The following is a 12,536-nucleotide window of genomic DNA, read 5'->3' as shown; positions in this document are numbered from 1 at the left end:
CGTCGCCGTCGTTGCGAGAGACGAGATATTAGACAGGATCGCCGCGACATGCAAGGAGTTTGTGAAACTATTTTGAAGGTGACGGAAAATGCGCGCGTCTCTTTATCTTCCTGATTCTCGAATGTCGCTAATGGGAAGACAGAGAGACGGATCGCGGCGGCGAAAGCGTCGCGCAACGCCGGGACGGTGACCACCCGCCCTCACCGCTGCCGGCGCTTACGGCGAAGTTCGCATACCGCGGGATCGCGCTGACAAAAAGCGCCGGCAGCCCACTGGTCTGGGCCGCCGCGCTACCGGCAAACCGGCCTTCGCCCGGCGCGATGCCGACCTATGGTGAGGTCCGAAGAAACATGACGGTGTGCAACAGGCCAGGCGCCGCGCATACCTGTACTCGCGAGAACTTCGGCGTGTCGCGCGCGAATGTCACGCCGTCGACGCTTCAGTTGAGCGCCTTCGAAGCAGACAACTCGTCGGCGAAGGCGCCCGAGCCGGCGGCAGCGGCGGACGCATCGTTTCCAGTGCCCGAAGCGGCCGCGTCGCCCTTAGCGGCAGCTTGCTGCGTGAAGTTGCGCAGATGAAGGAAGAACTGCCCCATCATCTCGACCCACAGCCGCAACGAGAAGCGCAGGAACTCCTGCGACACGCCGCCTGCCACGAAAACGTCCATCTCCAGCACCAGGAACTCGCCGTGCGCCGCGACGCGAGCAAAGCGGCGCGAGCGATGCCACTCGTTGAGCAGCCCGTCAGGCAATTCGCCGCCCTGTACGCGCAAGGGGCAGCTCAGCGTGAAATCCAGATATTGATCCACGCCTGTCTGATTCCCCCAGTGCACCTGATAGCCAATACCGTGGCTCGCGCTGTGCAAGCGCGTGACGAGATCGTCCTGCTGCACGGACACCGCGCAGCCAGCGGCACGAATGGCGTCGGCGACCTGCGCCGACGTGACAAACCTCACGACTTCGGCCTGCACGGTCGTTCCCGCCGCAGTGGCGCCGGCGTGCGCGGCGTCCTGATTGTCGTGTTGCGTCGTGTTCTCTTGGCTCATGCCAGTCATCCTCGAACTTACGGTTTCTGAATTGCCGCGGGCTTATCGGGCAGCACCCGCCGTGGGTGCCGCCGTGGGTGCCGCCGTGGGTGCCGCATCAGGGACCAACGCCGCAGCGGACCTGTTGGCGATGGCCGCCGCGGCCTGCTGCTCATCGAACTTGCCCTCATAGAGCTTGTCGCCGTACTGCTGCGCGATCTGCTCGTACTTCACGCGGGCCTGCGACGCGAACGGCTGACGCGCAGCCACGACCGTCGCCACGTCCATCGTCTCGTACGCCGTCAGGATTTCCTGACCGACGGCGTACAGCCGCTCGTTCTTGTCCTTGCACATCGCGAGCGCTACACGCTGGGCCGCAGTCTCGTCGGCCAGATGCTTGCGCTGCGCATCTGCCTGGCGCGCGAGCCTGAGCAACTCGTCGTAGGCGTTGCGGTATTGCGCGATCTGCGCGTTCGCCTTGTCGGCCACGGCCTTGACCTCGGATTGCGACGCACGAGCGTCCTGCGCCAGACGCTCGCCCGACTGCCGCTGCGCCGCGAGCTGCTGCCTGGCTTGCTCGAGCTGCTTGCGCAGCGCGTCGGGCGACTCCTTGCCGGGCGCTGCGGCAGACGCACCGCCCGCCTTGAGCGCGGCCAGTTCGTTCCTCGCCTGCTGCAGCTGCTCCGTCGTCTGACGCAGTTGCGTGCGCAGCCGCTCCTCCATGCTCGGCGCCCCTTGCGGCGACTGCGCCGAGGCGGCCGCGCAGACGACGAACATCGCGGCGGCCAGCCCTTGCCTCAGTCGCGGGACATTCAGCGAAACATTCGGCAACACCTGCCATACCTGCCATACCTGCAATATGCGCGGGGTCTGTTGACTCATGACACCTCCTCAGAATCGCGCGTTGACTTCGATCTGCAGCGTGTCGATCGACTGCGGCGCGCCATAGACTTCCTTCGTCGACAACCAGCGGCCCGTGATCCAGGCGTTCTTGTCGAAGGCATAGGAGCCGCCGAAGTAATAGCCCTTCGCGTTCGTGCCGCCGCCGTGGAACGTCGAATCGTTGTACGCGTCGGGCACGGCGTCGGGCTCGATGCGCTTGTAGCCGAACAGGAGGTTCCAGTCGCCGCGCGCGGCCATCACCGGCTTGCCGAAGGTCGCCTGGAACATGTAAGCGTTGGGCCCGCTCTTGAAGTTCTCCCGCGTGGCAGCACCCGCGCCGAAATTGTTGACGATGCCGCCGTTCGCCCTCGCCCACATCTCCCCCTCGTTGTAGGCGAGGTTGCGGATGTAGTTCACGTCCAGACGCAGCGGATAGCGGCCGGCGAGCATGGTGTCCCAACGCGCCGACAGATCGAGCAGCTGGAACTTCGACGCGTAACCGACATACTGGGGCTGCGGCGTATTGGCCGGATCGATCGGATTGAGCGCGATGTTGCGCAGCAGCATGAGCGTATTGCCCTTTTGCATGAACGCCGGACGCGACCAGTCGCTGTCGCAGCTCGTCTGCCCCGCGTAAAGCGCGCACGGCGACGAAAGCTGCCCGGTAATGTTGCGGAAATTGAAGTAGCCGACGGTGCCGCGGAATGCGTTCTTCGAGTCAAGCTTCCAGTTTGCGCCGAACTGGGCGCCGAGCAGCCACTTGGTCTGGCTCGACATCTTGTCCTGGCTGTTCGACGGCGAGTTGTCCCCCGAGTATTCGAGCGGGATGAACCCGAGCGAGCCGAACAGTTCGACGTTCTGCGCCTGCGGCAGCGTCTTGTTGAACTGCGCCGCAATCCCGTCGATGTTCAGATCGTTCGAGAACAGCATGTCGCTCGTGACATATGGCGGCGTAAAACGACCGCCAGTGAACTTCACCCAGCTGAACGGCTGATACGACATCCACATCTGATCGAGCCAGACGCCCTTCTTGTTCAGGCCGCCGCCAAGCGTGGTGTTGGTCGAAACCGGGCTGTCGTCGTTGCTGCTTGCCAGACGCACGCCGGCTTTGACCTGCTCGGACACGTCCGCAAAGATGCCGAAGCGGGCCCGCGCACGGAACTGGTTGGTGCGGTTCTGGGTGGTATTGAGCAACGGCGGCAGCGCCACATTCGTATTGGTGTTGACGTCGAAGCCGTTGCCGCGATTGATTTGCGCCCAGTCGATCTGCGTGTTCGCGTTGCTGCTCGAGTAGAAGCGCGACTCGTTGCGCAGACGGAAGTCGCCCTCGATGTGAATGCGCTTGGTCCACTCAGGCATTTCGTTCGGCGCGGCCCACCCTTCCGACCTGGCCTGTGCCATCACCTCGCTCTTGACCTCGTCGCGGATCTGATCGCGCGTGGTCTGCGAGATGTACGGAACGCGCACGTCGCCCGGCTCGGCGGCCGCGCCGGCTGCGACGCCCGCGGCAGCCGGCGCGGACGCCTGCTTCTGCGCGGCCTGCGAGGCCGCATAGGCTTCCGTCTCGGCCTGCGCGAGCAGCGCCTCGCCGGTGGCCTTGTCGATCGCGCCGCTCTTGATCAGGCCGCGAATGAGCTTGACCATCGCGGTCTCTTGCGGCGCGCGCGGCGCCTGCGCATGGGCCACTCCCGCGGCGCACATGAGTGCGAGCGCCAGCGCGACTGCGCCCGCCGGGCCGGCAACGCGAGGGGTGCGCCGCGCAACGGGCGCGCCGGTCATACGTTCCAGTGCTTTCATCTTGTGTGTGACTCTTGCGTAAATAGGAAGTCCGGCGTGCGCCGTAAGTGTCTTGCCGTGTGTCTTGCCGTGTGTCTTGCCGTGTGTCTTGCCGTGTGTCTTGCCGCGCGTCATGGCCTGCGCCCCCGGATGCTCATTGACAGCGGATAACGCAGCGACGCCGGCGGCTTCTCGTCCGCGTGGAAGTCGCGCAGCATTGCAAGCACCGCTTCGTCAATGCCCGGATTGCCCGTGCCCCGAATGAGCTGCGCGCGCGTGGCGCGCCCATCGGCGTCGAGCCAGAGGTCGACGCGCACGTCGTCGAAGGCCAGCGTGCGGGTGCGCGGATCGCGACCGAACGCCTGCTGCAACGAACTCGCCAGCCAGGCGCTGTACGAGCGACTGCCGAGCCCGCCGCCACCGCCGGTCATGCCGCCGCCGCTGCCGGCGCCGATACCGAACGCATCGGTGCCCGCTTGCGCGTCGCCGTTGATCGTCACGGCGTCGCCGAGATCCTTCGTCGGGCTGGGCGGCGTATCGTCCTTGGGCGGCTCGACCGGATCGGCCGGCTTCGGCTCGACGACTTCCGGCTTCACCTTCTCGGGCTGCGGCTCCGGCGGCTTTTCCTGCGGCGGCGGTGGCGGTGGAGGCGGCGGCAGCATGAGCATCGGCGGGGCGCTCACCTCGCGGCGCACGCTGGCCTTGTCCGTGAGCAGATGCCAGAAGAGCGCGATCAGCCCGAGCACCACCAGGCCGCCGACGACGAGCCCGCTGCGGCGGCGCAGCAACCCGAGCGCGGCGCTGGCGGGCCGGGCTGCCGGGCGGGACGCATAATCGCGAGGTCTCACGCTGCGCTCCTCACTGCGGCTTGCCGGTCACGAGGCCGACCTGGTTCAGATCGATGCGGCGCAACAGGTCGAGCACATCCACGACCTTGGCGTACTGCACCTGCGCGTCGCCGCGCACGATCACCGGAAAGTCAGGCGTGATCGCCTTTTCCGTGCGCAGGCGATCCTCGAGCTCGGTGAGGCTCACCGGATAGGCGTCGAGAAACACCTGACCGGCGTTATCGACGGTGATCGCCTTGGTCTTCGGCTTTTCCAGCGCCACCGAGGAGCTCGCCTTCGGCAGATCGACCTTGATGCCGGGAATGCTGGCGTTGCTCGTGAGGATGAAGATCACCAGCACCACCAGCAGCACGTCGACGAACGGCGTGATGTTGATGCCGCCCGCGCGCTTTTTCGCCGCGAATCGGGTTGCGTTTGCCATGGCTCGTCCCCGTCACGCGCGCTGCAGCACAGGCTGGCGGCGGCCTTCGCCCTGCTCTTCCGCGAGGCGCGTCGTGAACTCGTCGACGAACACCGCCATGTCGGCCGCGATGGCGTCCGAGCGCGAGACCAGCCAGTTGTAGCCGAACAGGGCCGGAATCGCCACGCCGAGACCGGCGGCCGTACACAGCAGGGCGGCGGCCATGCCCGGCGCGACCGAGTTGATGTCCACCGCGCCGGCCATGGCGGCCACCACGAACACCAGCATGATCCCGATCACGGTGCCGAACAGACCAACATACGGTGCGCCTTCGATCGATGTCGAAAGCCAGTTCATGCGGCGGCTCATGCTTTCGACTTCGCGCACCATCGCACCGTCCATCGACGCGCGAATGGCGCTGATGGTCGCGTCGGAGACAGCGCTCGTGTCGTAGCCGAGTTCATGGCGGCGATGCAGTTCGTCGAGCGCAACTTCATACAGGCGCCACAGCGGCGACTGGTTGCGCACGCTGTCCGGCACGCGGTTCGCACGCGCGATCTGGTCGAGCGGTGCGCCCGAGGCCTCGCGAAAATGCGCCATGAACACCGCGTTGGCCTGAGCCTTGGCGCTGTAGCTGCGGCTCTTCGTGATCATGATCGCCCACGACACCAGCGCCATCAGACCGAGCACGCAGACCACCACCCAGGCGTCGACCGGCATGGCCGCGAGGATGAACGCGAAGTGACTCTTGCCGGCTTGCTGCTCGTCCGCACCGAACGCAATCAAACGCGACTCGGCGCCTTGCGAGACGGCGTCGGTCTGGAGCAGCGCGGCGCCGCGCGCCACCTTCGACAGGCGCACCTCGTCCACGGCGCCGGACAAGCGCGCGAAGCCGCCCGTCGCGCCCTCGGCGTCACCGCCGACAGTCGCCGGCGAATTCAGTGCGGGCAGCGCAACGGCGAGCGTGCCGGTGGCGTGGCCGCCCACATACAGCGTGACCGACTTGCCGTCGGAGGTCACGGCCACGTGCGACCACTGGCCGGCCTGAATCGGCTGCCCTGGCGCGGTGCGCTGCGTGCCGACCTGCACGAACGGCACGCCCTGATCGACGCCGATGACCAGTTCGCTGCCGCCGTCGCGACGCACGTAGATCGCTTCGTTCGCGCCGAGCTTCTCCGGTCGCACCCAGGCCGAGAACGTGAAGCTGCCGCCGGCGGCGACAGCCAGCGACGGCGAGGCGGGCAGCACGATCGGCGAAGCGCCCGCTTGCGCGCCACGGCCGATGATCGCGCCGTCGAGCGACACCACGGCGTTCTGGCTGTTGTTGCCGTAGGCCGTCGTGTCGCGTGCGGGCACGTTCGGCTCGCCGAAGTGATAGACGGCGGTGTAGTCAGGATCGAACACGCGCTGGCCGCTGCCGGCCGCCGGCGCCTTGCGGTTGCCGTAGTACATCCAGATCTGCTGCTTGCCGGTCGCCGTGATGGCCGGCACGTCCACCCACACGAGCGCGATGCCGAGCACCGGATCGAACTGCTCGATCTGGTGATTCAGGACGGTCTTGTCGTCGGCCGCGACAAAGCGCAGATCGGCGCCGGTCTCGTTCACGCCTTCGAAGCTGAAGTTGCCGGTGTGCAGACGCAGCAGCATCGGCACGCGGCCGGCGTCGCCGGTGATGTTGCCGCCTTGCGGGCCCGCGTCGATGGTGATGGGCTTGCGGTACGCCCAGTCCGGTTGCCACCAGGCGTGCGCGAGCACCGGCAGCAATGTGCCGATGAGCGCAAGCAGGAATGGAAGAATGCGTCGCATGGCTTTGGTTCTCCGTGTATGCCGCCCGACGCTTTGCATGGCGCACCGGGCATCAGGTCGTGAATGTGTCGTGTTGTCCTGGCTGGCGGTTTCGTCGCTCAATAGGTCGCCGTCACGCTGAAGTTCAGCCGCGGCTTGTAGCGCTGCGTGCGCGGACCGTTCGTGAGCGGATAGGCCGCATCGAATCGTCCCGTCACGTGCGAGGTCAGACGCAGCGACGTGCCCACGCCCACCGACGCGAGCGAGAACCGGGAGGTCTGCTCGGGTAGTGGATCGCGCAGCCCCAGCCGTGCGCCGTCGAAGAACGCATAGGCGCGCCAGTTCGAGACGAGCGGGCCGAGCAGCGGAATCGGCGGCGTGCGCCACTCCACCGAGCCGACCACGCCGTAGTCGCCGGTGGCTTCGGCCGAGAGATAGCCGCGCACCGAATTCATGCCGCCGCCGGCGAGCTGCTCGTTCGAGACAAGCGGCGAGTCGGTCATCTGCGTGGCAATGCGCGCGGCGAGCTGCCAGCCGCCGCCGAAGGTGTAGGCGCCATTGGCGTCGGCGCGCAGCAGCGTGAAGCTGGGCGACGCCTTGTAGCGCTTCGCGTCGAACTGCGCGGGACTGCTGCCGTAGCCGAACAGGCTCGAAGTGCCCGTCACGATCGACGTATTGAGCCCGAGCTGCCACTGATCGCTCTGATAGAAGCCCGAGTAGCCCACCGTGATGGGCGCGTACTTGAGCGGCACCACGTCGCCGGCTGTGCCGAAACGCGTGGTCTCCGTGTTGTCCTTGAAGTCCACGCCGAGGCTGAAGGCGTGATACCAGCTTCCCGTGTCCGGCACGGTGTAGGTCGTCTTGACGCCGATCGCGTGACCCTTGCCGAGCACCGTGGTGCCGCCGGTCGTCGCGACGTTGCTGTCGGACGTATAGCCGTTGAGCTCCAGCGTCCACGGCGACGAACCGAGCGGCGCCACATATGAACCCGACCACACCTTGCTCTGCCTGAAGTCCTGCGGCGCGCCAAAGAAGCTCATCGACACGCGGTGGCCGAGCTGCCACAGGTTGTCGTAGCCGAGCGACGCGAGCATGCGCAGCGGCTTCGTGTCCGCGCTGCGATCGTTGTTCACGCTCAGGCTCGCCCGCCACGGGTTCGTGTCCTCGACCTTGAGGTCGACGTCCATCGTGCCCGGCACCGCGCCCTGCTTCACGAGCGGCACCACCTGCTGGTCGCCGGTGCGGTTCAGTGCGGTGAGTTCGGCCTGCGCGGCGCTGAAATCCGGCACCTTGCCTTCGGCCAGCGACGGCACGCGCTCGCGCACCTCGTGCGGCGAGTGGTATTCCGAGCCGACCACGCGCAGGCGGCCCAGCCTGGTCTCGCTCACCTTCAGATAGACGACGCCGCCGGTGACTTGCTGCTCTGGCAGACCCACGTAGACCGACTGGTAGCCCTTGGCCTGATAGGCGGCGAGCAGCGCGTCGCGCGCCGCCTCGATGTCGGCGAGCGTGCGCTCCGGGCCGAGATACGGCGTGACGGCCTTTTCGATGGTCCGAACGTCGAGCACGGTGTTGCCGCGCACGACGTACTCGTTGATGTTGACTCGTTTGCCGGCCACCTCTGCCGCCTTGCCCGCCTTATTTGCCTCTTCTGCCTTATTGGCCTCTTTCGCCTTATCGGCCTTGTCCCCCTTGCGCGCGACGCCGTCAGCCGGCAGGGTCGCCGCCACGGGCTTCGCCGGTGCGTCCGGGCCGGTTTCCTGGGCCGTCGCCACGCCGTGAACGGCTCCCCCCAACGTGACGGCGCACACCGCCGCCCAGCGCAGCCACGGCCGGCTCGTTTTCATCAAACGCATATAGAAGACTCTGACTCGTTAGGTCGACGCGGCCCTGCCCCACGCAGTGCCCCCGGTCGCCGGCGGAGCGCCCGTGGACGCGCGGCCCGCTGCGCCGCACGCAATCCGTGCCGACATTTCTCTTGGATACGGATACCTAGACGTGAGAGCGCGGCCTGCACTGGCGTTTGTCACGAGAAATTCATCTTTCTCGAAAAGCGCGCAGGCTGACGTATGCTCGTTACGTGGGAGTCCTGATGGACGGCCGGATACTTTCGATGGGGAGAGTTGCCATGCAGACGCACAGCACGCGGGGATTTCGGGGATGTGGGCCGGAGTGGCGCGCCGCGCTTGCCGCCGCCATGGCAGTGATGCTCGGTGCAGGCGCCAATGCTGCCAATGCTGCCGATGCCGCCAGTGCCACCACGAACGCCAATGCCGCCGCGGCCATGGCCGACGCGCCGCAAACCGTCGGCTCACCGGAAGGCGGGGTTCGGGCGGGATGCGTCGAAGTCGAAGTGAACGGCCAGCGCTCGCCGTCCTACGATTGTCTGACGAATCAGTTACAGCCGTCGTCGAGCCCGGCCGCCGCCGGCCGCGCGCCGGGGCTGGAATCCGAGGACATTGCGAACCGGCCCGGCAACCAGGTCGGCGGCCAGTTCAACTGGAGCGCGACATCCCAGCGCATGGGCAACAGCTTCGGTCACTCGGCCACGCCGCAGCGTCCCGCCACGCCGCCGCCGGCGCCGCTCATTCCCGGGCGCTGAACGCCGGGCGGCCGATGCCGCCGCGACCGGGACCGGGGTCGGGACCGGGGCCGGCATCCTGTGCCGACGTCTTGCGCGGACATTCCGCGCCATTATCCCGTCCCGCATCTAGCGCCCGTTGCCCGTCACGACGATCAGCACTTCCGCGTCGGTCCCAACGCTCCGGATACGGTGTTTCACGAGACCGGGGAATTCCGCGAAGTCGCCCTCACGCAGAACGATCGACTGGTCGGCCAGCGCGATCTCGATAGCGCCGCGAAGGACGAAGAAGATCTCGTCGCCTTTGTGGAAAGCGGCCTCGCTCACATGGGCATCGGCAGGCAGCCGCAGCACGAGCGCGGTCGGCCCTTCACCGCCACCGCCACCTCCTCCGCCACCTCCTCCGCCATCTCCCTCGCCGCCGCTAGCGCGGCTCAACGCCGCATAAAGGTAATCGGCGCCGCCCTGCTTGCGGTAGTGGCGCTGTGCGGCGCGCACCACGTGCACTACGCCCCTGTCCACCTGCTCGCCGAGCAAGGATGCGGCCGAAGTACCCAACGCCTGCGCAATGCGCAGCAATGCCGCAAGCGACACCGTCTTCTCTGCCCGTTCGAAGCGCGACAAATGTCCTTTGCTCAGCCCCGCGTCGAGTGCGAGCGCATCGAGCGTCATGCCGCGGCGCTGCCGCAACACCCGAACCAGCTCCCCCGGATGGTCGTTTCGCGCTTCACCGGCGCGCGTCGCCTCGCGCGAGCTCTCATGTTTGCGTCGTGTCTCGCCGGTCACGCGCTTGCGCGCCGGCTGCCGTGGCTTCTGGGTCGACAAGGTTGTCTCTCGATAAACGTAGGTTGTCCCCGACGCGGACGCTCGTTCGTCCACGTAAACACCTATTTTGAACGGGATGCGAAAACGATTCTAAACGACTAGACTTCGAGCCAAAGGACAACAAAGTTGTCCAAAAGGCAACGCTAGACAACATCGCCCCGTCCAGCTCCCAAATCCGCGGGGCCGCGCGGGCGGAACAGCGAGGGCAAAACGCCCCGCCACGGTTTGGATACTTCACTCGACAGGGACATGCAATGGATACGGTAAAGCACGACGCGCCCGTCATGGCGCACGGCAGCCCCACGGTGGACCGCCGAATGGCGCGGGTCGCGTTCGCGTCCATGGCCGGCACGGCCATCGAAGCGTTCGACTTTCTCGCCTACGGCACGGCGGCCGCGCTCGTCTTCAACAAGCTGTTCTTCCCGAGCCTGGACCCGGCCACGGGCACGCTGGCGGCCTTCGGCGCGTTCGCATCGGGGCTTTTCGCGCGTCCGCTCGGCGGCATCATCTTCGGCCACTTCGGCGACCGCGTCGGCCGCAAGTCCATCCTGATCATGAGCCTCGTTCTCATGGGGCTGTGCACCACGCTGATCGGCCTGCTGCCGACATACGACAGCATCGGCATCTGGGCGGCCGTGCTGCTCGTGGCGCTGCGCATCGGGCAGGGCGTGTCGTTCGGCGGCGAGATGGGCGGCGCCGTGCTCATGGCGGTGGAACATGCGCCGCCGAAGTCGAAGTCGTTCTACGGCAGCTTGCCGCAGGCCGGCGCGCCCATCGGCATCCTGCTGTCGACGGGCGCCTTCGCGCTGGTCAACCTGCTGCCCAACGAGCGTTTCCTGCAGTGGGGTTGGCGCATTCCGTTCCTGGCGAGCGCCGCGCTCATCGTCATCGGCGTGTTCATTCGCATGAAGGTCGAAGAGTCGCCCGAATTCACGGCGGTGCAGGCGCAGCGCAAGGTGGCGTCGCTGCCGGTGCGCGACGTGCTCGTGCGCCACTGGAAACCGCTCCTGCTCGCCATCGGCGGCAAGCTCGCCGAGGTCACGCTCGTCTACACGATCATCGTGTTCTCGATTTCATACGCCACGGCCAATCTCGGTTTCTCGCGCGCCGACGCCCTCAACGCGGTGATGATCGGCTCGGTGTGTCAGATCGCGACAATCCCGTTCTTCGGATGGCTCGGTGATCGCGTGGGCGCTCGGCGTCTCTACATCATCGGCACGCTGCTGCTCGCCGTCATGGCCGTGCCCCTGTTCCACGCGATGGGCACCGGCTCGCTGCCGATCTACACGGCGGCGGCCGTCGTGGCGCTGGCGCTGAACTACGCCGTCATCTTCGGGCCGCAGTCGAGCCTCTATGCCGCGCAATTCCCGCCGGAGCTGCGCTACTCGGGCATTTCCATCGGCATTCAGGTGGCCGCCGCCCTCGGCGGCGGGCTTGCCCCGCTCATCGCCGCCACGCTCGTCGCGCGGCTCGGGGGCATCGGCTCGGTCGGCATTTATCTGAGCGTGCTGGGCGTGATCGGCGCCGTGAGCGCATGGTTCATGAAGCCCACGGCGTCGGACTGACGCGGCCCGGCCGCTCGGCGACAACCATCTTCACACGGAGGAACGACATGCTGGACAAGGTAAAACAGGCGGTCACCGACCGCGCGGTCAACGAAATGCGAACGCGCCTGGATCTGGGCAACTGGACCGACAGGGAAAAGGTCGTGCTCACATGCCGCATGCTGGCGATGGAGAATCATTCGGAAACGCTGGCCGGACAGATTACCGTGCGCTGCGACGACGGCACCTATCTCACCACGCCGCTGGCCGTGGCGTTCGACGAGATCGAGCCGCACCACGTGATCCGGGTGGACGACGCGCTGCGCCTGCTCGAAGGCAAAGGCATGGCCAACCCGGCGGTGCGCTTTCACCTGTGGGTCTACCGGCGCCGGCCCGACGTGCGCAGCATCGTGCACACGCATCCGCCTTACGTCTCGACCCTGTCCATGACGGGCCGCCCGCTGCGCGTCGCACACATGGACGCCACGCCGTTCTTCGACGACTGCGCATTCCTGAAAGAGTGGCCGGGCCTGCCGATCGCCGACGACGAAGGCGAGATCATTTCATCGGCGCTCGGCACGCGCCGCACGATCCTGCTCGCGCATCACGGCTTTCTGGCGGCAACGTCGTCCATCGAGGAGACGGCTTACCTGTCCATGCTCATCGAGCGCGCCGCGCGCAATCAGCTGATGGCCGAAACGCTCGGCCCGGTAAAGGAACTCGATCCGGCGCTCGCCAGGGAATCGCACGACTTCCTGCTGCAGCCGAGCATCGTCAAGGCGAGCTTCGCGATGTTCGGGCGTCGCGTCCTGCGGCACGCACCGGACGCCCTTCGCGACACGAGCGCGTGAGCCGATACGAAGCGGCACGC

11 protein-coding genes are annotated in these 12,536 nt (G+C 66.8%); 3 read left to right on the top strand and 8 right to left on the bottom strand.

Annotated features, from left to right (window positions below; all coding sequences use genetic code 11):
• Window positions 1-439: 439 nt before the first annotated feature.
• The 7 genes from PNO31109_RS19720 to PNO31109_RS19690 all read right to left on the bottom strand — a co-directional run bounded on the left by PNO31109_RS19720 (window position 440) and on the right by PNO31109_RS19690 (window position 8,571).
• Window positions 440-1,045 carry a type III secretion system chaperone family protein gene (locus PNO31109_RS19720; RefSeq protein WP_241014057.1) on the bottom strand — a complete coding sequence of 202 codons (606 nt, stop codon included), beginning with the start codon at window positions 1,043-1,045 and terminating at the stop codon, window positions 440-442.
• Between the two features lie 42 nt (window positions 1,046-1,087).
• Window positions 1,088-1,906 carry a hypothetical protein gene (locus tag PNO31109_RS19715; RefSeq protein WP_241014058.1) on the bottom strand — a complete coding sequence of 273 codons (819 nt, stop codon included), beginning with the start codon at window positions 1,904-1,906 and terminating at the stop codon, window positions 1,088-1,090.
• 9 nt (window positions 1,907-1,915) lie between these two features.
• Window positions 1,916-3,703: a putative porin gene (locus PNO31109_RS19710; RefSeq protein ID WP_241014059.1), complete on the bottom strand. Its 1,788-nt coding sequence runs from the start codon at window positions 3,701-3,703 to the stop codon at window positions 1,916-1,918.
• A gap of 110 nt (window positions 3,704-3,813) precedes the next feature.
• On the bottom strand, window positions 3,814-4,530 hold the full coding sequence (locus PNO31109_RS19705; RefSeq protein WP_244958211.1) for an energy transducer TonB family protein: 717 nt from the start codon (window positions 4,528-4,530) through the stop codon (window positions 3,814-3,816).
• Window positions 4,531-4,540: 10 nt separating this feature from the next.
• Window positions 4,541-4,951 (bottom strand): ExbD/TolR family protein, encoded by a 411-nt coding sequence (locus PNO31109_RS19700; RefSeq protein WP_150557141.1) that lies wholly within the window; start codon window positions 4,949-4,951, stop codon window positions 4,541-4,543.
• A gap of 12 nt (window positions 4,952-4,963) precedes the next feature.
• On the bottom strand, window positions 4,964-6,736 hold the full coding sequence (locus tag PNO31109_RS19695) for a DUF2341 domain-containing protein (protein ID WP_150557140.1): 1,773 nt from the start codon (window positions 6,734-6,736) through the stop codon (window positions 4,964-4,966).
• A gap of 98 nt (window positions 6,737-6,834) precedes the next feature.
• Window positions 6,835-8,571 carry a ShlB/FhaC/HecB family hemolysin secretion/activation protein gene (locus tag PNO31109_RS19690; protein ID WP_241014060.1) on the bottom strand — a complete coding sequence of 579 codons (1,737 nt, stop codon included), beginning with the start codon at window positions 8,569-8,571 and terminating at the stop codon, window positions 6,835-6,837.
• Between the two features lie 272 nt (window positions 8,572-8,843).
• Between PNO31109_RS19690 and PNO31109_RS19685 the strand changes: the two genes are divergently transcribed.
• Window positions 8,844-9,317, top strand: a complete 474-nt coding sequence (locus tag PNO31109_RS19685) for a hypothetical protein (RefSeq protein WP_150557139.1) — start codon at window positions 8,844-8,846, stop codon at window positions 9,315-9,317.
• A gap of 108 nt (window positions 9,318-9,425) precedes the next feature.
• Here PNO31109_RS19685 and PNO31109_RS19680 read toward each other — a convergent pair whose 3' ends face one another.
• Entirely contained in the window at window positions 9,426-10,121 is a 696-nt protein-coding gene (locus PNO31109_RS19680) for a helix-turn-helix domain-containing protein (protein ID WP_150557138.1), read from the bottom strand.
• A gap of 254 nt (window positions 10,122-10,375) precedes the next feature.
• On the opposite strand from PNO31109_RS19680, the gene PNO31109_RS19675 reads away from it, so the two are divergent.
• Window positions 10,376-11,686, top strand: coding sequence for an MFS transporter (locus tag PNO31109_RS19675; protein WP_241014061.1), 1,311 nt, complete (start codon window positions 10,376-10,378; stop codon window positions 11,684-11,686).
• A 47-nt stretch (window positions 11,687-11,733) separates the two neighbouring features.
• A complete protein-coding gene (locus PNO31109_RS19670) occupies window positions 11,734-12,516 on the top strand; it encodes an aldolase (RefSeq protein ID WP_150557137.1) in 783 nt (260 codons plus the stop codon).
• Window positions 12,517-12,536: the final 20 nt, after the last annotated feature.

The sequence above is a fragment of the Pandoraea nosoerga genome (assembly GCF_902459585.1).
Taxonomy (GTDB): Bacteria; Pseudomonadota; Gammaproteobacteria; order Burkholderiales; family Burkholderiaceae; genus Pandoraea; species Pandoraea nosoerga.
Note: the sequence above shows the minus strand (reverse complement) of the source record. Positions and strands in the feature narration are given on the sequence as shown.

Excerpts from the sequence above, each read along its gene's own strand:
- PNO31109_RS19700 (WP_150557141.1), bottom strand. The coding sequence starts at position 4,951 with ATGGCAAACGCAACCCGATTCGCGGCGAAAAAGCGCGCGGGCGGCATC.
- PNO31109_RS19690 (WP_241014060.1), bottom strand. The coding sequence starts at position 8,571 with ATGCGTTTGATGAAAACGAGCCGGCCGTGGCTGCGCTGGGCGGCGGTG.
- PNO31109_RS19685 (WP_150557139.1), top strand. The coding sequence starts at position 8,844 with ATGCAGACGCACAGCACGCGGGGATTTCGGGGATGTGGGCCGGAGTGG.
- PNO31109_RS19715 (WP_241014058.1), bottom strand. The coding sequence starts at position 1,906 with ATGAGTCAACAGACCCCGCGCATATTGCAGGTATGGCAGGTATGGCAG.
- PNO31109_RS19695 (WP_150557140.1), bottom strand. The coding sequence starts at position 6,736 with ATGCGACGCATTCTTCCATTCCTGCTTGCGCTCATCGGCACATTGCTG.
- PNO31109_RS19670 (WP_150557137.1), top strand. The coding sequence starts at position 11,734 with ATGCTGGACAAGGTAAAACAGGCGGTCACCGACCGCGCGGTCAACGAA.
- PNO31109_RS19675 (WP_241014061.1), top strand. The coding sequence starts at position 10,376 with ATGGATACGGTAAAGCACGACGCGCCCGTCATGGCGCACGGCAGCCCC.
- PNO31109_RS19720 (WP_241014057.1), bottom strand. The coding sequence starts at position 1,045 with ATGAGCCAAGAGAACACGACGCAACACGACAATCAGGACGCCGCGCAC.
- PNO31109_RS19710 (WP_241014059.1), bottom strand. The coding sequence starts at position 3,703 with ATGAAAGCACTGGAACGTATGACCGGCGCGCCCGTTGCGCGGCGCACC.